Origin of the sequence: Roseobacter ponti (assembly GCF_012932215.1) — a bacterium.
Lineage (GTDB): Bacteria > Pseudomonadota > Alphaproteobacteria > Rhodobacterales > Rhodobacteraceae > Roseobacter > Roseobacter ponti.
The window spans coordinates 1,616,429-1,636,149 of record NZ_CP048788.1 but is presented as its reverse complement, the minus strand read 5'-3'; the positions used below and the strand labels follow the sequence as shown (position 1 = coordinate 1,636,149).

Annotated in this window: 22 protein-coding genes and 1 other RNA gene; 10 read left to right on the top strand and 13 right to left on the bottom strand. The window is 59.9% G+C overall.

Features of this window, described 5'->3' with window-relative positions; translation table 11 throughout:
* Positions 1-84: 84 nt before the first annotated feature.
* From G3256_RS07895 to G3256_RS07850, 10 genes are all read right to left on the bottom strand, one after another.
* Positions 85-1,212 (bottom strand): NUDIX domain-containing protein, encoded by a 1,128-nt coding sequence (locus tag G3256_RS07895; RefSeq protein ID WP_169640298.1) that lies wholly within the window; start codon positions 1,210-1,212, stop codon positions 85-87.
* 11 nt (positions 1,213-1,223) lie between these two features.
* Entirely contained in the window at positions 1,224-1,664 is a 441-nt protein-coding gene (locus G3256_RS07890) for a TrgA family protein (protein WP_169640297.1), read from the bottom strand.
* A 129-nt stretch (positions 1,665-1,793) separates the two neighbouring features.
* Positions 1,794-3,002, bottom strand: a complete 1,209-nt coding sequence (locus G3256_RS07885; RefSeq protein ID WP_169640296.1) for an SAM-dependent methyltransferase — start codon at positions 3,000-3,002, stop codon at positions 1,794-1,796.
* A gap of 70 nt (positions 3,003-3,072) precedes the next feature.
* Positions 3,073-4,491, bottom strand: a complete 1,419-nt coding sequence (locus tag G3256_RS07880) for a cryptochrome/photolyase family protein (protein WP_169640295.1) — start codon at positions 4,489-4,491, stop codon at positions 3,073-3,075.
* Between the two features lie 69 nt (positions 4,492-4,560).
* Positions 4,561-5,784 (bottom strand): aminotransferase class V-fold PLP-dependent enzyme, encoded by a 1,224-nt coding sequence (locus G3256_RS07875; protein ID WP_169640294.1) that lies wholly within the window; start codon positions 5,782-5,784, stop codon positions 4,561-4,563.
* 335 nt (positions 5,785-6,119) lie between these two features.
* Positions 6,120-7,112, bottom strand: a complete 993-nt coding sequence (gene acuI / locus G3256_RS07870) for an acryloyl-CoA reductase (RefSeq protein ID WP_169640293.1) — start codon at positions 7,110-7,112, stop codon at positions 6,120-6,122.
* A gap of 81 nt (positions 7,113-7,193) precedes the next feature.
* On the bottom strand, positions 7,194-8,297 hold the full coding sequence (locus tag G3256_RS07865) for a dimethylsulfoniopropionate demethylase (protein WP_169640292.1): 1,104 nt from the start codon (positions 8,295-8,297) through the stop codon (positions 7,194-7,196).
* A gap of 1 nt (position 8,298) precedes the next feature.
* Positions 8,299-8,808: a DinB family protein gene (locus G3256_RS07860; RefSeq protein ID WP_246227845.1), complete on the bottom strand. Its 510-nt coding sequence runs from the start codon at positions 8,806-8,808 to the stop codon at positions 8,299-8,301.
* On the bottom strand, positions 8,805-9,512 hold the full coding sequence (locus G3256_RS07855) for a DUF1326 domain-containing protein (protein WP_169640291.1): 708 nt from the start codon (positions 9,510-9,512) through the stop codon (positions 8,805-8,807). Before G3256_RS07855 ends, G3256_RS07860 begins: the two co-directional genes overlap by 4 nt.
* Before the next feature lie 3 nt (positions 9,513-9,515).
* Positions 9,516-10,304, bottom strand: a complete 789-nt coding sequence (locus G3256_RS07850) for a DUF2182 domain-containing protein (protein ID WP_169640290.1) — start codon at positions 10,302-10,304, stop codon at positions 9,516-9,518.
* Between the two features lie 73 nt (positions 10,305-10,377).
* Here G3256_RS07850 and G3256_RS07845 point away from each other — a divergent pair, with 73 nt between their 5' ends.
* A complete protein-coding gene (locus G3256_RS07845) occupies positions 10,378-11,109 on the top strand; it encodes a FadR/GntR family transcriptional regulator (protein WP_169640289.1) in 732 nt (243 codons plus the stop codon).
* On the opposite strand, the gene G3256_RS07840 is transcribed toward G3256_RS07845, so the two are convergent.
* The gene (locus tag G3256_RS07840) at positions 11,106-11,804 is read right to left on the bottom strand and encodes a hypothetical protein (protein WP_169640288.1); all 699 of its coding nucleotides are present in this window, start codon (positions 11,802-11,804) and stop codon (positions 11,106-11,108) included. The genes G3256_RS07845 and G3256_RS07840 overlap by 4 nt on opposite strands.
* A 239-nt stretch (positions 11,805-12,043) precedes the next feature.
* Here G3256_RS07840 and G3256_RS07835 point away from each other — a divergent pair, with 239 nt between their 5' ends.
* The 6 genes from G3256_RS07835 to G3256_RS07810 all read left to right on the top strand — a co-directional run bounded on the left by G3256_RS07835 (position 12,044) and on the right by G3256_RS07810 (position 16,288).
* Complete coding sequence (locus tag G3256_RS07835; protein WP_169640287.1) at positions 12,044-12,397, top strand: DUF4345 family protein; 354 nt, start codon at positions 12,044-12,046, stop codon at positions 12,395-12,397.
* A gap of 167 nt (positions 12,398-12,564) precedes the next feature.
* Positions 12,565-12,911: a transfer-messenger RNA gene (gene ssrA / locus G3256_RS07830) on the top strand.
* A gap of 140 nt (positions 12,912-13,051) precedes the next feature.
* Positions 13,052-13,495, top strand: a complete 444-nt coding sequence (locus G3256_RS07825) for a nuclear transport factor 2 family protein (protein ID WP_169640286.1) — start codon at positions 13,052-13,054, stop codon at positions 13,493-13,495.
* Positions 13,496-13,616: 121 nt separating this feature from the next.
* A complete protein-coding gene (locus tag G3256_RS07820; RefSeq protein WP_169640285.1) occupies positions 13,617-14,420 on the top strand; it encodes a chromate resistance protein ChrB domain-containing protein in 804 nt (267 codons plus the stop codon).
* The gene (gene chrA / locus G3256_RS07815; RefSeq protein ID WP_169640284.1) at positions 14,417-15,667 is read left to right on the top strand and encodes a chromate efflux transporter; all 1,251 of its coding nucleotides are present in this window, start codon (positions 14,417-14,419) and stop codon (positions 15,665-15,667) included. The genes G3256_RS07820 and chrA overlap by 4 nt, the downstream gene beginning before the upstream one ends.
* A 93-nt stretch (positions 15,668-15,760) precedes the next feature.
* Positions 15,761-16,288 carry an SspB family protein gene (locus tag G3256_RS07810; RefSeq protein WP_169640283.1) on the top strand — a complete coding sequence of 176 codons (528 nt, stop codon included), beginning with the start codon at positions 15,761-15,763 and terminating at the stop codon, positions 16,286-16,288.
* 2 nt (positions 16,289-16,290) lie between these two features.
* On the opposite strand, the gene G3256_RS07805 is transcribed toward G3256_RS07810, so the two are convergent.
* Positions 16,291-16,845, bottom strand: a complete 555-nt coding sequence (locus G3256_RS07805) for a hypothetical protein (protein WP_169640282.1) — start codon at positions 16,843-16,845, stop codon at positions 16,291-16,293.
* A gap of 168 nt (positions 16,846-17,013) precedes the next feature.
* On the opposite strand from G3256_RS07805, the gene fumC reads away from it, so the two are divergent.
* From fumC to G3256_RS07790, 3 genes are read left to right on the top strand one after another with little or no spacing between them, the layout of a single operon-like run.
* A complete protein-coding gene (gene fumC / locus G3256_RS07800) occupies positions 17,014-18,405 on the top strand; it encodes a class II fumarate hydratase (protein WP_169640281.1) in 1,392 nt (463 codons plus the stop codon).
* A 9-nt stretch (positions 18,406-18,414) separates the two neighbouring features.
* Positions 18,415-18,591: a DUF4169 family protein gene (locus G3256_RS07795; protein WP_169640280.1), complete on the top strand. Its 177-nt coding sequence runs from the start codon at positions 18,415-18,417 to the stop codon at positions 18,589-18,591.
* Positions 18,588-18,833 carry a ribbon-helix-helix domain-containing protein gene (locus G3256_RS07790; RefSeq protein WP_169640279.1) on the top strand — a complete coding sequence of 82 codons (246 nt, stop codon included), beginning with the start codon at positions 18,588-18,590 and terminating at the stop codon, positions 18,831-18,833. Before G3256_RS07795 ends, G3256_RS07790 begins: the two co-directional genes overlap by 4 nt.
* Here G3256_RS07790 and G3256_RS07785 read toward each other — a convergent pair.
* Positions 18,815-19,705, bottom strand: coding sequence for a fructose bisphosphate aldolase (locus tag G3256_RS07785; protein WP_169640278.1), 891 nt, complete (start codon positions 19,703-19,705; stop codon positions 18,815-18,817). The genes G3256_RS07790 and G3256_RS07785 overlap by 19 nt on opposite strands.
* Positions 19,706-19,721 lie beyond the last annotated feature (16 nt).

Below are 19,721 nucleotides of genomic sequence, written 5' to 3'. Positions count from 1 at the left end.
CTGATAGATGTGCCCCCGATACCTAGCCCCGCCACCCTCCGACCTCAAGTCAAAGCCGATCAGAGTTTACCGGGCCCGGGTGGTTTATCTCAGGCCGGCAATACCCGCCTCTCGCCGCAACCGGTCACGGTGGCGGGCAAGCCAGTAGGCGGCCATGACAAGCGGGGCATTAGCCGCCCGTTGCGCATCACACATCATCATCAGGGCGTCAAAGGACAGAAGATGCGAGCGGATATCCTCGTGTTCAGCCTCAAGCCCGCCGGTTCCGGCGGCGCGGTCAGGCAGATCAGCAAACCCGAGGTAAATATAATAGAATTCCGAAGAGTTACCCGGCGAACAGTAGGTTTCGGCAATCGGCCACATCTCACCTATCTCAAGACCGGCCTCTTCCTGCGCTTCGCGCCGTGCTGCATCCTGCGGTGCCTCACCGGGATCAAGCCTGCCGGCGACCGGTTCCAACTGCCACAGGCTGCGGTCGCCGCGCGCAAGTGGCCCCATTCGGATCTGTTCTACCAAAAGCACCCTGTCGCGCACCGGGTCATAGGGCAGCACCAGCGCCGCATCGGGCGCGCGAAACACCGCTCTCAGCACTTCCTGAGACATGCTGCCGTCAAATCGCTCGTGTTTCAGCACGAATTCATCCACCGCAAAATAGCCTGCATATGGGCGTTCATGCCGTGTCACCGTGACCCTGCCGTGAAGAGTATCCGCACCGTGGCGGCTTTTTCTAGCATTGATCGATGACCAGGCACGGGCGCGGATCATCGGAAACATCCGGCCTGTCTCTGCAGGCGATTTGCGCCCGATATATTCCATGATCTCACGCGCGGCGCGCAGGCTGATCTCACTCTCATCGCGGATCCAGTCCTCGAGCGACCAGGCGCCGCGCAGCGTCCATGTGTCCTGCGCCGGCAGATAGACGTCAACTTGCCGGCCGTCCGCGAGCAACGCCCCTTCGCGTGCGTAATCAAAAGCTTTTTCGTAGTAATCGAGGCGTGCCCTGTCCGCCGCCCTTAGGCCGTCGATGATCATGCCATCGGCAAAGCAGTCGGGATCGCTTTCGATGCCGGGAAAGGAGCCTCCGGCCACGCCGCTGACCCTGTATCCCGTAAGTCGTGCCGGGGTCAGCGTCAGATGCGCCGCATCCCCTACCACGGCCTCCAGCAAAGGCGGATGTATCAGTGTTCCGAAAACAAAAAGTGGCCGCCCCATGCCCCCTCAGCTCACCGCCAGGTACGCCAGGCGAATTCTGTCAGAAGTCCGGCAAAGATGCCGCCGACCACGAGGCTGGTGATCACTTTGGTGTCCATAATCACAAGCGCGTATTCAGCCATGAATTCAAAGATGGCACCAAGCGCCGTGAAGGCCCCGTTGTACCAGTTGTCCATTGCACGGTCGAACATCTGGGCACAGGAATAGATAAAGAGACCCCAGAGGGTCAGCATCATCGCGCCCCCCAGACCGTTGTTCACCGCAGCCGTCACACCGCGACCGGCGCGTTTTCCCATCACGACCCAGCCGGTGACAATGCCCAGAACGGCATTGTAAAAAGCGAAATTGCCAAAGGCCACGCTTTCGGGGAAAAGCGGAATAATCTGAAACGACACGATAAAGGCCAGCAGACCAATAAGCGCGGCAGCAACAAGTTTAGCGGCGTCGGGCATCTCATTTCCCTTTCACGAGCATTAGACCGGACCCGGGTTAAATCCGGTTTAACGGCCTGTCACCCGCCTGTCTATTTTCAACTCCGGGCGCAAAAAGGGATAATTTACGGCAATTTCAGGGTGTTTTTCTCAGCCGGGCCGCTTCACGGTGATCTGCGTGACATCGCAGTTGGTGCTGTCGAAGGTCGCAGCACAGGAGGTGAGGTAGAAATTCCACATCCGCCGGAAGCGGTCGTCAAATCCCATGCCACTGATCTGGTCCCATTTCTCATTGAAGGTTTCATGCCAGCGTCGCAGCGTGATTGAATAGCTGTGACCGAACTCCACCGAACGCTCAACGCCCAGGCCGGCGCGGTGGATCTGAGCCTTCAGGGCTCCGGGGCTGGGCAACATGCCGCCCGGGAAGATATATTTCTGAATGAAATCAACGCCGCGCTTGTAAACCTGCCAGCGCCGGTCAGCGACAGTGATGATCTGCAGCGTGGCGGTCTTGCCGGGCTTCAGCCGATCGCGCAGCGTCTCGAAATAGACAGGCCAGTATTTCTCACCGACTGCCTCGAACATCTCGATTGAGGCCACACCGTCATAGGTTCCGCGCTCATCGCGGTAGTCCTGCAGCTTGAAGTTCACCAGATCCGAAAGCCCTGCCTTTTCAATACGTTCCATTGCATATTTAAACTGCTCCTCACTGATTGTCAGCCCTGTGACTTTCAGGCCCCGCTCCCGGGCGGCGTACTCTGCAAAGCCGCCCCATCCACAGCCGATCTCAAGAATATGATCGCCAGGCTGCACGCCCATTTCGTCCACGAGAGATTTATATTTGGCGATCTGCGCATTTTCAGTGCTTTCCTGACCGGTCCGGAACAACGCCGAGGAATAGGTCATCGTGTCGTCCAGCCAAAGCCGGTAAAATTCATTACCAAGGTCATAGTGATAGCTGATGTTTTTCCGCGCCTGGCCTTTGTGATTGCGCTGCAGCCAGAACCGCAGCTTTTCAAAATTACGCACCAGCGCCATGCCGGGAAAACCGTCGTAAACACCCTCGTTATCCGCATGCACGAGATCCATAAAAGCCTGCAGATCGGGCGTGGACCACCAGGCATCCAGATAAGCATCGCAAAAACCGAGATCGCCCTCACGGATCAGCCTCGCAAAAAGCTCGTCATTGTGGATTTCCATCTCGGCCACCGGGCCGGGGCTGTGACCTTCCGCCCGGAATACGCGGCCATCGGGCAGAAGAAAATCGATCCTGCCGTTGTTCATCTCCTGAGCCATAGAAAAGACCCTTGGGAAATAGCGCGGAAGATCGCTCTGGCCGTCAGTGGAAGTATGGATCATGGGTATTATTCTCGTTTTACAGGGGCATGCGTCTGGTAATGACAGGTACGATAGCGTGGGAGCAGAAGTTTCAGAAGCCCCTGTTTTCATAAGCAGAAAGCGCTTTTTTGCGGCCCTCATCTACCGGCACAACCGGAGCGGGATATTCATCATCAGGAGCCATGTGCCAGCGGCGCGGGATCGCATCAAAATACGACAGTGCCTCTACTGAAGGTTTGCTGCGGCCCTCGGCAATCCAGCGTCCGGCGTATGCGCGGTTCCTGTCAAACTTGTCGAGTTGGGTGACCGGATTGAAGACCCTGAAGTAAGGTGTGGCATCAGGGCCGGAGCCTGCCGACCACTGCCAGCCCATCGCATTGCTCGCCGGGTCCCAGTCGATCAGGCAGTGCTCAAACCATGCCTGTCCGACCTTCCAGTGCGTCATCAGATGCTTGGTCAGGTAACTGGCGACGATCATCCGGCCGCGATTGTGCATCCGGCCCGTGACATACATTTCGCGCATCGCTGCATCTACAAACTGAATGCCGGTGCGCCCCTGTTTCCACGCTTTGATCTCACTGAGCCGTTCGTCGGTTTTCCAGGGAAAGGCATCCCAGTCTTCTTTCCAGTTTCCGTCAAGGATGCGCGGCGTGTGGTGCATCAGGTGATAGGCGAACTCACGCCACACCAGTTCCTTGAGAAATGTCTCGGCACCCTTTTTGCCTTCCTCGCGCGCCCGTTGCCCGGCGTGCCAGCACTGATGCGGGCTGATCTCGCCAAGCGACAGGTTCTCAGAAAGCCCCGAGGTGCCATCTGTGCCTGGCAGGTCACGGGTTTTGTCGTAGTTTTCAACGATGCCGGAGATGAAACCACCCAGGCGCGCCTGCGCCGCCTGCTCTCCTAGCCGCACGTAAGGGCGCACCACATCGGCGCCACGCTGCATTGCGGCCGCCAAGTTCCAGTCTGCAAGCGCATCGCTGTCAGGCCAGGCCTCCGGCGCCTTCAACGGACCGGGCGCGCTCAGAGGGGGCTCCACATCCCGGCTCTTCACCATATTCCAGAAGGGTGTGTAAACTTTGTAATAGCCGCCTGTTTTCGTTTCGACCGTCCATGGCTCGAACATCAGATGACCGCCAAAAGACCGCGCGTCGATGCCTTCGTCCTTCAGTTCGGATTTGATGTCGCTGTCGCGCGCCACCGCATCCGGATCATAAAGACGCGTCCAGAATACCGCGGCGGCACCTGTCTCCGAAATCAGCCGCCGCAACTCTTCCCGCGCATTGCCCCGGCGCAAGATGAGCCGGCTGTCTTTCTCACCAAGGCTCTGCGCAAAGTGTTCCAGTCCGAGACCAAGCCGCCATTTCGGAGCAGCACCCAGACCCGTGACCTGATCATCATGAATAAATACCGGGATGACCGGCCGCCCGCTCCCGGCCGCCGCACTCAGCGCAGGATGATCGCTCAGCCGCAGATCACGACGGAACCAGACGAGGACGGGGGATTTACTCACGTGGATCGGCCTTTGCGCGGTGTGTTAACTTGTACGGAGGCAGATAGCCCCCGGATCACACCTGCCCACCTATAACACTGCGTCAAGTGCTCCGATCAACTGATCAATCTCGGCTTTGCTGGTGTAATGGGTGAAGCTCAGACGCAGAACTCCCTTGTCCGGATCCACCCCCATCGCACTCAGCGGCCGCCCGGCATAAAAATCACCGCCCCCCGCCATCACGCCGTGTTCGGCGAGCTTTGCCGCCACGTCCTCAGCATGCGCATTGAGCGCAAGCGCGACTGTGGGCGCCCGGTTTTCTGCATCCGCAGGCCCGATCAGGCGCACCGAATTGCGCGCAGAAACGGCCTCCAGTAATGGCGCCAGCAGCTTCTGCTCATGCGCGCGCATCAGATCATGCACCGCCTGGCCACGCGCCACAGGTGCCGCCTCATCAGAGAAGTGATGCGCATAAAGCGCGTCCACATAATCGGCCATGCCCGCACAGGCCGCGACCTGGGCATGGTCGGGACCTGCCGGCGTGAACCGCTTTTCCAGCGCACCCCCGTTGAAGTGGTGTCCCTGGTTCGGCAGCAGGTTGCCCAGCGCCCGCCGGATCACCATCAGCCCCTGGTGCGGACCATAGGTTTTATACGCCGAAAAAAGGTAGATATCAGGGCCCAGCGCACCCACATCCGGAAACCCGTGCGGCGCATAAGACACGCCGTCCACGCAGGTAAAGGCCCCGGCCGCATGGGCAAGCGCGGTGATCTCAGTAACCGGGTTGATCTCGCCAACCACGTTCGAGCAATGCGGAAAGCACACCAGCCGTACTTTTTCATCGAGTATTGCCTCCAGATCGTCCGGATCGAGGTGCCCGGTCTCCGGATTTATTTTCCATTCCCGGATGTCGATGCCGCGCTCTGTAAGGCGCCGCCAGGGGCCGGAATTGGCTTCGTGATCCTGACTGGTGACGACAATCGCTTCACCTGGTGCCATCATCCCGGCAAAGGCCTGGGCCAGCACGTAAATGTTTTGCGTGGTAGAAGGGCCAAAACTCAGCTCATCACCATCAACGCCCAGAATTGCGGACATCCTGGCGCGCGCCTCATCCATCTCCTCCCCGCCCAGCCGGCTCGCGGTATAGGGCGCGTAGGGCTGCACTTTGCGTTCGGTGTAAAAGCGCGTGAGCCTGTCGATCACCGGCGCGCAGGCATATGATCCACCTGCATTTTCGAAAAATGCCTGACCCTGGAGGTCCGGCACGGCAAAGGCGGGAAACTGTGCCCGCACGAAATCTGTATCAAGTATCATGCGCGCATGGTTTTACCGACCAGCCCCGGCAGTCAAGCCATCAATCGCGCCGACAACCACCGGGGGCCCGGATCCTGTCGGGTCTGATGGTCCTGTGATATCCGGCAGCTCCTGTCCGCAACACCTTCAGTCCGGATCTGTCGCCATGCTCCCGTACCCTTCATCCCGCATTGTGTCACGGCAGTCAGTTTTGGGAACACCGCGTTCGACCGGAAACCGGCTCTGCCAGGGTTCTGTGTGCCCATAACCTGTGAGGGTCACCTCTTCACGGCATTGCAGGAACAGAAAAGGGACGCCGGTCTGCGGCGTCCTTTTTCACATCACAGCGGGATGTCTCAGCCATTTACGTCAACAACCACACGGCCCTTGACCTGACCTTTGAGGATATCGGTACCGAGCCCGGGCAGATCATCCAGCGTCGCCGGTTGCACCATGCTTTCGAGCTTATCCATCGGCAGATCAGACGCGATACGCTTCCAGGCGCGCAGCCGGTTGTCATAGGGCTGCATCACAGAATCGATGCCGAGCAGGTTCACGCCGCGCAGCAGGAACGGAATGACCGTCGCAGGTAACCCTGCGCCCCCGGCGAGACCGACAGCCGAGACCGAAGCCCCATACTTCATCTGCCCCAGCACCCGCGCCAGCATCTCGCCACCCACCGCATCGACACAGCCGGCCCAGGTCTCGCCCTCCAGCGGGCGTTTCACCGTCTCATTGATCTCCTCGCGCGCGACAATCTGCGTGGCTCCGAGCGATCTCAGATAATCAGCCGTCTCAGGCCGGCCTGTCACACCCGCAACCTCATGTCCAAGTGCTGCCAGAACAGCCACAGCCACCGAGCCCACGCCGCCCGCAGCTCCGGTCACGAGCACAGGACCATCACCCGCTTTCAGCCCGTGATCTTCCAGCGCCATCACCGCAAGCATCGACGTAAACCCCGCCGTGCCCACAGCCATTGCCTGCCGGGTATCAAGCCCGTCCGGCAGCGGCACCAGCCAGTCCGCCTTCACCCGGGCCTTCTGCGCATACCCCCCCCAGTGCGCTTCGCCCACGCGCCAGCCGGTCAGCACCACCTTATCGCCGGTCTTGTAGCGGTCATCATCCGAGGCCTCCACTGTTCCGGCAAAATCGATCCCCGGCACATGCGGATAATTCCGCACCAGCCCACCGCCTGGCCCGATGCAAAGCCCGTCTTTGTAATTTACCGTGGAATACTCAACCGCAACGGTTACATCACCCTCCGGCAACCGGTCGGCGGAAATTTCTTCTACGGCAGCGGAGGTCTTGCCGCTCTCTTCATCCTTGCTGACAACAAGTGCCCTGAACATCTTATCTCCGATCCGGGGCCCCGCCCCTTTTTTCTCTGGCTTCAAAATATCCTCCCCGAAGGGCCGTTCTGCTTTCATTCCTCAGGCCCAGAACCCCGGGCGGACTACAGCTTCGCGCATCCCGTCCTGGGTCTCAACCTCGAGCACGGTGCCACTGTTCCAATGCGTCATGCGCACCATACCGATGGCCACATTCGTGTGATGATCCGGGCTCCAGGCGGCCGAGGTGATCTGCCCCACCTTGTGTCCGTCGCCGTAAACAGGCCAGGCCCGGTCACAGGACGGCACTCTGTCGCCGTCAATCGTCATCGCGCGGATCTGCTGAAGCGGGCCCTCCTTGGCGACCCTCAGAAGCGCATCCCGACCGATACAGCCAATCGCCGTCTGTGTGTCGCAAAAGCGCCCCAGCCCGCATTCATGCGGCGTATTGTCATCCGTCATATCATTGCCGTATGAGAGCAATCCGCCCTCAATGCGCTCAACGGCATTGGGACAGCCCGCGCGCACCTCCAGATCCTCGCCCGCTTTAAAAAGCGCGTCCCAGAGCGGCATGGCAATGTCCGCCCCTTCTACGTAAATCTCAAAGCCGCCCTGTTTTGAGTAACCGGACCGCGCGATGACAAATTCGCGGCCCTCGAACTCAAAGAGCCCGAAGCGGAAAAACTTCACGTCCCGCACCGAGGCGCCGAAAACCCGGGCCATCAGATCATCGGCTTTGGGCCCCTGTACGGCCAGCGGGCTCACGTCCGGCTCATCAACGAGCACATCCAGCCGGTAGCCGTTGGCAATCCCCTTGACCCAAAGCAGCAGATCGCTGTCGGCAATCGAGATCCACCACCGGTCCTCGGCAAGTTTCACTGCCACCGGATCGTTCAGCATGCCGCCCGTTTCATCCACGATAGGCACATAAAAACACCGCCCCGGCAGCATGCCGCGCAGATCGCGGGGCGTCAGCATCTGCATCAGCCTTGCGGCATCCGGCCCGCGCAGCTCCACCTGCCGTTCAACTGAAACATCCCAGACCTGCACGTGGTTCTTCAGGTGGTGGTAATCCGCCTCAACGCTTTCAAAGACTGTGGGCAGCAGCATCCTGTTATAGACTGTATAGGCTTTGACACCGGCGGCCTCGACACCATCGGAAAAAGGTGTGCGCCGCAGGCGCCGCGAAGGAGATATGACTGCCATCTCAATCATCCTCAGGCAAATAAAAGAGATCACTGACCGGGGCTTTCATACCCATGCCGGTGATCATCACGTGGATCTGACCCCGGTGGTGTGTCTGGTGATTGAAGAAATGCACAATTGCCTTTGCCACCGGACAAGTGACCTCGCGCCCCATTGCACCGGAATACCAGGTCATATCCCCTTTGAGATCGACACGGCGCACCCCGTCTGCCCAGAAGCGGATTTTGCCGTCTAACCTGAAGCGGTCCGCGGCCCATGCACCCGCCGTCGGATGCATGGTCGTGCTTTCAGGTATGCCGGCTGCGGGCGGCACAACCGAGGGATCAAACCGGCTCATCCAGAGTGTATCGCCCCAGAGCAGATGATTGGCCGTGCTCAGCAGTCCACCAAAAAATGCGCCGCGGTCCTGCGCGAGTTCCCCGAGGGTCATGTCCTGCAGGAGCGGCATCAGCTGGCTGTTCTGCCAGCTGTTATACCGCGCCATCATACGCACATAACCCGGGTCGATCACGGGTTCGGACCTTTCCAGTCAATCGCGCAGATCTCTGCCGATTTGCCGCCGAAGTCCCAGATCCGACCATAATCGCGCACTTTGCTTTTCAGGCCGCGCGCGGCCACGATATCCGGGCCCATCCAGTATTTTGAATTGGTAATCATGACCGGCTGGTCGCGGTCTGCTCCGGTAATCGCTTCGATCTCGCCTTCGATTTTGCGGCCGATGGTGATGCGGCGGCGATTGCCGTCGCGCTCGATCTGCACCGGCGCGCGTTCGGCACCGATGATTTCGCTGACCAGCATCGTGAAAAGCCCGGTGGTGCCACCGGCGGCCCCGGAGAAAATCTGCAGGATGCCGTTATAGGCTTTGCCTGACGCGCGCTCGTCCACGTAGGCCGCAACCTTCCAGTTGCCTTCGGCCATGCGCCCGGGGATCTCGACCATTAGGCCGATCTGCAGGCCCGAAAGATCCTCGCCCTCGAAATGGCCCTCGTCGATCACGATCGCCATCCAGGCTTTGCAGTCGCCTTCAGTAGGCGGGTGCCTGCCAAGGCTGACCACGCAGGGACAGAACACATCGCACGAGCAGTTCATGAAGAGCTCGCCCCTGATCGCCCATTCGGTCGGGCTCATCTGCCGCCGGCCCGGGTTGGGCATCCGCTGATCGATGCGCTGGCTGATGCGCAGCCTGTCTGCATCCGGCTTGCGGTTTTTCGCCATATTCTATCCTCCTGTGAAAACTGACCACAGCGGCAGGGCAACCCCCGCTGCGATCAGCGCAAGCCCGAGGGGCCGCGTTACATAATGCCCCACCTGTGGCAGCTTTTCGATGACCATAAAGAGCGTGGCCAGACCCATCCAGGCGAGGTTCATCACCCCGCCGACGAACCCCAGCACCATAAAGCCCCAGCAACACCCGACACAAAACGCCCCGAGTCCCAGCCCCATGCGCAGCCCGCCGGCAGCGCCCGTGCGCCAGTGCCCCAGAAAATAGTGCGTGGGGGCGTGACAGACCCCGTGACAGATCTCTTTGGTGCGCGTGAACTGAAACGCGCCGACCGCCACCAGCATACCGCCCGCCACCAGCGGTGAGCGCGCGATGCCCAGCATGTCGATCAGGCCACCGTAAAGCAGCGCTATCTGTGCACCGCTGATCACGGCGGCAAAGGCCACCCAGACGGCGAAATAGCCCGCGAGCACACCCAGCCACCCTGCCCGGCTGCCATCAGCACTTACCATCAGATCTTCATAGGCGCGCAGCGTCGGCACCAGTGTGGGCAGCATCATCGCGGCCATCATCACCGCCCACATCGCAAAAAGCGGGCCGAAGTTTGCCATCGGCATATACATCGGCATGCGCGGGTCCATCGCAGCCATGCGTGCGCCCGCCTCTCCGGGACGGCCGAGCAGATCAAGATCCATGCCCGTACTCATCACATACATCGCCCACCACGCCGCCAGAACGGTCGCGAAAAATCCGAGCCAGAGCGATGTCCGGATGATCCCCTGCATGGGCCACTCCCCTTTGTCTTGCTTTCCAAATGGCAGACAATTAGAAATCGGGCAAACATTAATTGTCAGACATATGAAAACCGACCCCGGAAAACCCGCTGACCTGTCCGCTCAGATTGCAGGTGCCATCCGCGATGCAATCGTTGCGGGCACGCTCATCGTCGATGAGCGTCTGCCGTCAGAGGCCGAGCTTGCCGAGCAGTTCGACGTATCGCGCTCAACGGTGCGTGAAGCCCTGAAACGTCTGGCTGCACAGTCGCTGATCCGCACGCAGCGCGGCGCGACGGGAGGCGCTTTCGTGAACCGGCTGAGCTTTGAGCAGGCCTATCCGCAGCAGATCACTACCTCGACGCTGCTCCTGAGCATGAACGCTGTGAGTTTCGGGACCGCCTGCGAAGCGCGCTATGCGCTGGAACGTGCCTGTGCGCCGCTCTCGGCGGAACGCCGGACGGCGGATCACCTTGCGACAATGCGCGCCGAAATCCATCGCCAGAGCCAGCCGGGTCTGACAGACGAGGCCTTTTGCGCCTCCGACGTGGCCTTTCACCGCGCACTTGTCGATGGCGCGGGCAATCCGGTCCTCAGCTATCAGCTCGCAGGTGCCGTTGAGGCCATGCAGCCACTTATGAATATGATCACCTTCACCGCACGCGACCGCGCCCGTATCATTGGCCTGCACACCGGCGTGGCCGACGCCATTGAGGCACAGGACGGCGCAACCACGCTTGCGGCGCTTACAGCGCTTGAGGCTGAAACCCAGGCGCTGGCAAAAAGCGTTTTCGCGGCCCGCGCCGCAGGCAGTTAAGAACAGTGCGCTTCAAAGGTCGTCGGCATCATCCTGGCATCGCCATCGAGCACGCGAAGGTTACAGGCATCCGGGTCGTTTTCCAGCAGGTCTTTGAGCACATCTGCGAACGGGGCGGACCAGTCGCACCCGATGTTTTCCGAAAGCCCCATGAACAGCTGGCTGCAGGTCTCCTTGGCGCGGATCTGCTGCCTGCCGGCTTCACTGGCAAGATTTTCGCCATGCCCGCGCGCATTTTTGAATGCCTCCCGGGCGGCTTCAAGATCCTGCGCAGGGCCCTGCGCGCCCGGCAGGCTGCCTCTGAACCGGGCCATATCAGCCAACTGCACCAGGCCTTCCGCGTTCAGGGCCGTCACCACCTCCAGCGCTTCTACCGGCCGCCCGCTGAGGTGCTGCTCTTCGGCCGGCAGCAGCGTCTCTCGGTCGGTGAAGTATCCAGGCAGCGCTACCCGGTACCTGCGGCTCTCCTGCACAAGACGATCGCGACAGCTTGCCCTGGCTTCGAGGAGCCCAGCGATCCCGGCATCTGCCCCCACGGCCTGCTGAATAAATATTTCCGCGCGCAGATCCTGTAATTCCGAAAGCCTGCCCCGCGCGACAGCAACGGTGGCCACGTCCGGCAACTGCATCTTGAGCCGTACACGGCCGTAAAACCGGCAGGCCGCCACGACGAAGGCCGCAGGCAGGCAGACCATACGAAGAATGTCCGACGGGTTTTTTTACCGGGGCTTCGACAGTGACGGCGTTTCATGTTTCTCCAGCCGCCTCGCCATATCGTCGAGGCCTTTCGGGATCTGTCCGATCAGCGCATCAGACATAAAATTTCCCTCAGGCAATAATTTCACAGGCAAATACTGCCCGAGAATGCAGGGCTTCTCTGTCAATCCGAGGCAAGGACCTTGCCCTGCCTGACTGTGCTGCTACGTCCGGCGACATGATTGATATTGTGAACATCATCGCGGGGCTGCTGACCATCGGGTTTGGATTGTTCGGCTTTATCGCACCCCGCTACACCGCCGGAGCACTCGATCTGGCGCCGACAGACACCACCATGGGGCTGAGCGAGATGCGCGCCTCCGTGGGTGGGTTATTTGTAGCTGCAGGGCTTGCGGCGCTCTGGCTGGATGCGCCGCTGGCATGGGCGATGATCGGCTTTGCGTTCGCCGGTGCCGCTGTGGGCCGCGTCGTGTCGCTCATCTTTGACAAGCCGCCCCTGCGCAAAGTGCTGATCTTTGGCGGAATTGAAGCAGCACTTGCCATCTGGTTTCTGGCTGCAAATCTCAGCTGAGCGGGCATCAGTTGCAGATGCCCGGCCCGCCAGCGCGTGATAATTTGTGAATTACCGCTGAATTCCGTACCGTGAAATTACATTAATTATTGATTTTATCCATTTGTTTTTAAATAGTAAATTTTAATTAACACACCGCCCCTCCCGGACATTGTTAAGGCGTCTTGCCCCTTGAGATTCGCGGCGGTCTGACCTATATCTGAGATGTCCTTCGGGACTATGGACATAAACGCGCTCGTAATAAGCGGATCGGACCCGGGGGCGGTACCCGGCGGCTCCACCAACATCCTTCATTTGGGGATCATGGGGCCGAAACAGGATCGACGAACGTCTAAAGGTGTTGCTTTGTCCCGGTGAGATACCACCGTTATCGGTTCAAAATGTACAATTGCAAATGACAATCGTGCTCCAGTAGCGATGGCCGCGTAAGCGGTTTCAGCCACTGAAACTTAACTCCTCTGGTTTAGCGACCTGAGGCGGGGTTCGCAGGCACCTGGCAACAGAAGCCTGCACCTAAACCTCCCCGATAGTCGAATGGTCGCGTTTGCCGCTAAATGGTGAGCGTGAACGACTGTATCCCGTCTGGCCACAAACCCGTTTAACGGGCTGTAAATCTCTGCGCGCTAAGGTTGCGCAGGAAAAACAGATTTTACCATGACCTCAAAAAACGACACCCTGCGCAACTGGTATGCCACCGTCTGGGAAGCAGGCGAGCTTGACGAGATCCCGCGATTTTTTGTGAATCAGGGCGGCAACAGCTATTCCGGCGGCTATGCCCTCCTTCCTGATTTTGCGACCGCGACAGGAGAACTCAAAGAATGGCTGACAATCCTCTCCACCTTCGTCACAGGGATCAGGGTGAACATCCTGCACACGATTGAGGAAGGCGACTGGATCAGCGCGATGATGGAGATAACCTGCCAGCGCTGCGATACCGGCGACCACGTCACCGCCTATCAGCAGGTTTCAATGCGCATCGTGGGCGGGAAAATCGCGGAAAGCTATCCGGTGTTTGATTTCATCCGGTTCTTTGAGCAGCTCGGCCAGCTGCCCCCTGACACCCACGCCCTGCTGCTGACCGGAGCCTGCCTGAAATAATCTGCGCCGTTGACCTGCTCCGGTGATCGTGCCACCCATAATGCATGGGGACACAGCGATCGCCCCGTGAGGCCACGGCCTGAGTATCGCATCCTGTTCCAAGACCAAAAGGATGCTGACCATGGCCCGTTTTACCACTATTTCTCCGTCAAATCTGATGCGCCTGATCGGCACGCCTGCCGCGCCGCGCCTGCTTGATCTGAGCCTTGATGAGGATTTTGCCGCCGATCCCTTTCAGATCCCCGGCGCGCGTCGGATATCGCATACCCGCGTGGCGGATGTGCCACCCGACCCCGCCGGCCGTCTCACCGTCCTGATCTGCCAGAAAGGCCGCAAACTCAGCTACGGGACCGCCGCCGTGCTGCGCGCCCGTGGCATCGCAGCGGAGGTTCTTGAGGGCGGCAATCTGGGCTGGGCTGCGAAGGAACTGCCGCGCATCCCGGCACGCGTCCTGCCACCGCAGGGGCCCGGCGCGCGCTGGGTCACGCGGCACCGGCCAAAGATTGATCGTATTGCCTGTGCCTGGCTCATCCGCCGCTTTGTGGATCCCGATGCCGTGTTTCTCTTTGTCCCCGCAGCTGAAGTCGCAGATGTCGCGGAGAAGTTCGATGCCACCCCCTTTGACGTGCCAGGGGTGCGCTGGTCGCACCGCGATGACCACTGTACCTTTGACACGATGGTGCAGGAATTTGGCCTCAGCACCGAACCACTTCTTGCGATGGCGCGCATTATTCGTGGGGCTGATACCGATCGCCATGATCTGGCACCGGAATGTGCGGGGTTGCTCGCCCTGTCGGTGGGACTGTCACGCGCACGGACCGATGATCTGGAACAGCTCAGCGACGGTATGATCCTTTACGATGCCTTTTACCGCTGGGCGCGTGACGGTCAGGGGGAAACCCACGACTGGCAGGAAACGGAATGAAACAGCCCACCGGATACGCCGGTCTCTTCCGTGTGTTCGGCCGCATCGGGCTCTTATCTTTCGGCGGGCCTGCAGCACAGATCGCGCTGATGCACACCGAGCTTGTGGAAAAGCGCGACTGGCTCAGCGAGGAAACCTTTTTGCGCGCGCTGAGCCTGTGCATGCTGTTGCCCGGCCCCGAAGCGATGCAGCTGGCAACCTATGCCGGGTGGAAGCTGCGCGGCACGGCGGGCGGGCTTCTAGCGGGGTTGCTGTTTGTCCTGCCAGGGGCACTGGTGATCCTGCTGCTGGCGCTCGGCTATGCCATCTGGGGCGGTGTGCCACTGGTGCAGGCGGCCTTTACAGGCATCAAGGCCGCAGTGATCATCATTGTGCTCCAGGCGCTTCTCAAGGTGTCGCGCAGGGCGCTTGCCGGGACCGGTCCGCGGGTGCTCGCGCTGGTGGCTTTTATCGCTCTCTTTGTTCTCGGCCTGCCGTTTCCGCTGATCATCCTCGCCGCAGGTCTCTGGGGCGCTTTCACGATGACGCAGCCGGATGAACAGCCACCGCCCGCCCCGCCTGTGCACGCGGACAGCCTGCGCATCATTGCCGTCTGGGGTGGCCTCTGGGCGCTGCCGCTTGTGGTGCTGGCCATCGCGGATCAGGCCTTTCTGCTGCAGATCGGACTTTTCTTTTCACGGCTCGCTGTCCTGACCTTCGGCGGCGCCTATGCGGTGCTGGCGTGGATGACGCAGACTGTCGTCGCGGATTACGGCTGGATCACCACAGCACAGATGATCGATGCCCTTGGCCTCGCGGAAACGACGCCAGGGCCGCTGATCCTCGTGACCGAGTTCGTAGCGCTGCTCGCAGGATATCTCGAAGGCGGCCCGCTTCTGGCTCTTGCGGCAGGTGCCGTGGCACTCTGGGTCACCTTTACGCCCTGCTTTCTATGGATATTCCTCGCAGGCCCTTATCTTGACGTCATCAGTGCGCGCCCCCGCATCGCCGCAGCCCTCCGCGCGATCACAGCGGCCGTGGTGGGCGTCATTCTCAATCTGGCAGTCTGGTTTGCCATTCACGTGCTCTTTGAGGAAACCACAACGATTTCCTGGCTCGCCGCCCCCCTGCCGGAGCCGGCATCCCTGGAAGTACCCGCACTGGCGCTGACCTGTCTGGCCGGCATTCTGATGCTCTGGCTCAGCCAGGGCATGGTGCGTTCCCTGCTGATCATGGCCGCCGCAGGGGTGCTGGCCGGCATGATCTGAGACTGCCCGCAATTTCAGCGGGAAGCCCTCTTTTATCCGCAACGGAATCGGCTATGCTTTGAGCAACGCAGTCTGACCGCGCAGAGGATTACGATGAGCCGAAGCATTGATTACGGCAATCTCATGCACGAAGCGATGCGCGGTCTGATCCGCAAAGTGCTTCAGGATGTCTGTGATAACGGGCTGCCGGGCGCGCACCATTTCTTCATCACATTCGATACCAGCCACCCGGATGCGGAACTGGCCGACTGGCTGTCTGACCGCTACCCCGGCGAGATGACTGTGGTGATGCAGCACTGGTACGACAACCTTGAGGTGACAGACGAAGGGTTTTCCGTAACGCTCAACTTCGGCGACGCGCCTGAGCCGCTCTATATCCCCTACGATTCGATCAAAACCTTTGTGGATCCTTCCGTGGAATTCGGCCTGAGGTTCGAGACCAAGGGCGAAGACGACGAAGCGCCGCAGACAAGCACGCCACCGGTCCCGGCGAAACTGCCCGATGCACAGAAAAAAGACGACAAGAGCAGCCGGAAAGGCAAGGCTGTCACGTCGGGGGAAAAAGACGGGAAGACTGCAAAAGACGCGGAAGTCGTCTCACTGGACAGTTTCCGCAAGTAGCCTCAGTTCTTTTCCAGAAACGTGGTTACTTTGCGCTGGATCACCCCGTTGCGAACCGCCTGATATTCCAGTTCCAGTCCACCCTCCGCCAGCGTCCGGTTGAACTGCTGGATCTCATAACCACCGTCCTCGGCCACAAAGAGCGAATAGACGCTGAGCGTATCCCCGTCGATCCGGCCCCAGACGTAGGGTTCGCCCTTCATCGGATCAAGCTGCACCTCATGCCCGAAAACATTGCGCTTCATCGCCGATGAAAACACGTCCGAGCGTCCGCTGGGCACAAATTCGATGGAATAGGATTTCTCCTTGGACGTGCCGTCGGGCCTGTAGGTCGTCGACGTCCAGCTCACGTTAAATCCGTCGTCCGTTTCGGAAATATTGACGCTCATATCGCGCGGAATGGTGGAGCCGTCCGCTGAAATGACCTCGGCCGATCCTTCGTAGCTGCCCACAAACCGCGAAATGTCAGCCTGCGCTGTCGCGGCCATCAGCATCAGGGCCCCTGCCAGCAGCAGCCTGATCAGATGCACCCCGGTAAATGGATTTCGCTCGCGCATCGACTGTTCCTCCGGCCATGCTGCGGTATCGTCTTATAAGGTTAATTTAGTGACTGTTGGGCAGCTTGCAACGCTCCTGTGTATATTGTGACCACCTATCTGGCTGTTGCGCGGCCCCTTCCCCGACGGTACACCCCCTTTAAGTACAATTTCACCCAAGGAGCCGCCATGACCGCGACCCGCACAGAAACTGACAGTTTTGGCCCGCTGGAGGTTCCAGCCGATAAATACTGGGGCGCGCAGACACAGCGGTCGATCCTCAATTTCCCGATTGGCTGGGAAAAGCAGCCGGTGGCCATCGTGCGGGCGCTGGGGGTCATCAAAAAGGCCTGTGCCCAGGCCAATGTTGAGCTTGGCAAGCTGGATGCGGACCGCGGCAAAGCGATCATCGAGGCTGCCGGTGAGGTCGTTGAGGGCAAATTCGACGACAATTTCCCGCTGGTGGTCTGGCAGACCGGATCAGGCACGCAATCGAACATGAACGCCAATGAGGTCATCGCCAACCGTGCGATTGAAATCATGGGCGGCAAGATCGGCTCCAAAGACCCCGTGCACCCCAATGATCACTGCAACATGGGCCAGTCGTCAAACGACACGTTCCCCACGGCCATGCACATCTCGGCGGCGATGACGGCGCGCGATGTGCTGCTGCCGGGGCTGGAAAAACTGCACGGTGCACTGCAGTCCAAAGTTGAGGAATTCGACGGGATCATCAAAATAGGCCGCACCCATACCCAGGACGCGACCCCGCTGACACTGAGCCAGGAGTTTTCGGGCTATACGCATCAGGTCGCCATGGGCATCCAGCGGGTGAAAGACGCGCTGGGGCGGATTTACGAGCTGGCGCAGGGCGGCACCGCCGTGGGCACCGGGCTCAATACCTCGCCCGGCTGGGACGTGATGGTCGCAAAAAATATGGCCGGGATCACCGGTCTGCCCTTTGTTACCGCACCCAATAAATTCGAGGCGCTGGCCGCCCATGACGCCATGGTCGAAATCTCAGGCGCGCTGAAAACCGTGGCCGCCTCGCTTTTCAAGATCGCCAATGACATCCGTCTGCTGGGCTCAGGTCCGCGTTGTGGTCTGGGCGAGCTGATCCTGCCGGAGAATGAGCCCGGCTCGTCAATCATGCCGGGCAAGGTCAACCCGACGCAGTGCGAGGCACTTACGCAGGTCTGTGTGCACGTGATGGGCAATGATGCCGCGGTTGGTTTTGCCGGCAGTCAGGGGCATTTCGAGCTCAACGTCTATAAACCGATGATGGCCTATAACGTCCTGCAATCAATGCAGCTTCTCGGCGATGCCTCCTCAGCCTTTACCGACAATCTGGTGGACGGCCTGAAGGCCGACGCCGTCCGGATCGAGAAGCTGATGCGCGAAAGTCTGATGCTGGTTACGGCTCTGGCGCCTGAAATCGGCTACGACAACGCCACCAAAGTCGCGAAAACGGCCCATAAGAACGGTACGACCCTGAAAGAAGAGGCGATTGCCCTGGGGTTCGTCGATGCAGAGACCTTCGAGCGCGTGGTGCGCCCGGAGAACATGACCGGCCCCAGATAAGGAGCGCCAATGAGCACGCCCATCAACCTCAATAAGGTGAAAAAAGAGCGCAACCGCGCGTCGCGCAAAGCCCGGGCGGACGAAAACGCCGTGGCCTTCGGGCAGACCAGAACCCAAAAAGAACAGCTCAAAGCCCGCGCGGAAAAGATCGCGCGCAACCTTGAGGCCCACAAGCGCGAGACATGAGCCGGCGACCGGTGAAGCATTCGGTGACCCTCAGGGGTCACCGCACCTCGATCTCACTGGAAGACGAATTCTGGCAGGAGCTGCGGGCGCTCGCCGGAGAAAAAGGTATCGCAATCAATGCACTGGTGGCCGAGATTGATGTGAATCGCGGCACCGATCTGGGCCTGGCCTCGGCGCTCAGGCTCTATGTGCTCAAAGCGCTGAAAGACCGCCAGAGCGGCAATCACACCGACGCGCGGTAAATCTTGTCGATATTGCTGCCCAGGGCATCGTTGAACTCTTTGTCCGACATTTTCACATTAAGGCCCTCGGTCAGCGCGCGGCTGAAACTGGCGATCATATGCTTGTTCTGTGCGAGCTTTGCGGAAGCTTCATCGGTCGAATAGCCACCCGACAGCGCCACAACACGCAAAACGCGCGGATGCTTTGCGAGTTTGTCATAAAGCCCCGGACTGTCCGGCAGCGTCAGTTTAAGCATGATATCCACGCCGTCCGGCAGCGTCTCGAGATGCCGCGCAATGGCAGCTTCAAGCAGCGTTTCCGCCTCCACCTTAGTGTCTGAGTGGATGTTGATCTCCGGCTCAAGGATCGGCACGAGGCCGGCCGCTGTGACTGTGGCACCAACCTCAAACTGCTGGGCAACAATGGCGTCGATTCCGGTCTTGTCGGCCTCGTGGATAACAGAGCGCTCTTTGGTGCCGAAAATTCCCTTGCCCCGGGCGATTTCCAGCAGAGCCTCCAGACCAGGCATCGGTTTCATGATCTGAACACCGTTTTCCTGCTCTTCCAGACCCTTATCGATCTTCAGAAAGGGTACCACACCCCGGCTCTTCCACAACAGGTCCGCCACCGGCGTGTCGTTGATCGTATCGTTCATTGTGCGTTCAAACAGGATCGCGCCAATGACCTTTTCGGACGTGAAGTCATCCGCAAGGATGATGCGGGCGCGCATGTCGTGCATGGCGCGGAACATCTCTTCGTCACCGCTGTAATCTGATGGCTCAACGCCATAAAGGCTGAGCGCTTTCGGGGTGGATCCGCCGGACTGATCGAGGGCTGCGATAAATCCCGCACCCGTTTTCATCTGTTCCCGCATCTTTGACTGGTCCGACATAGTAAATAACCCTTCT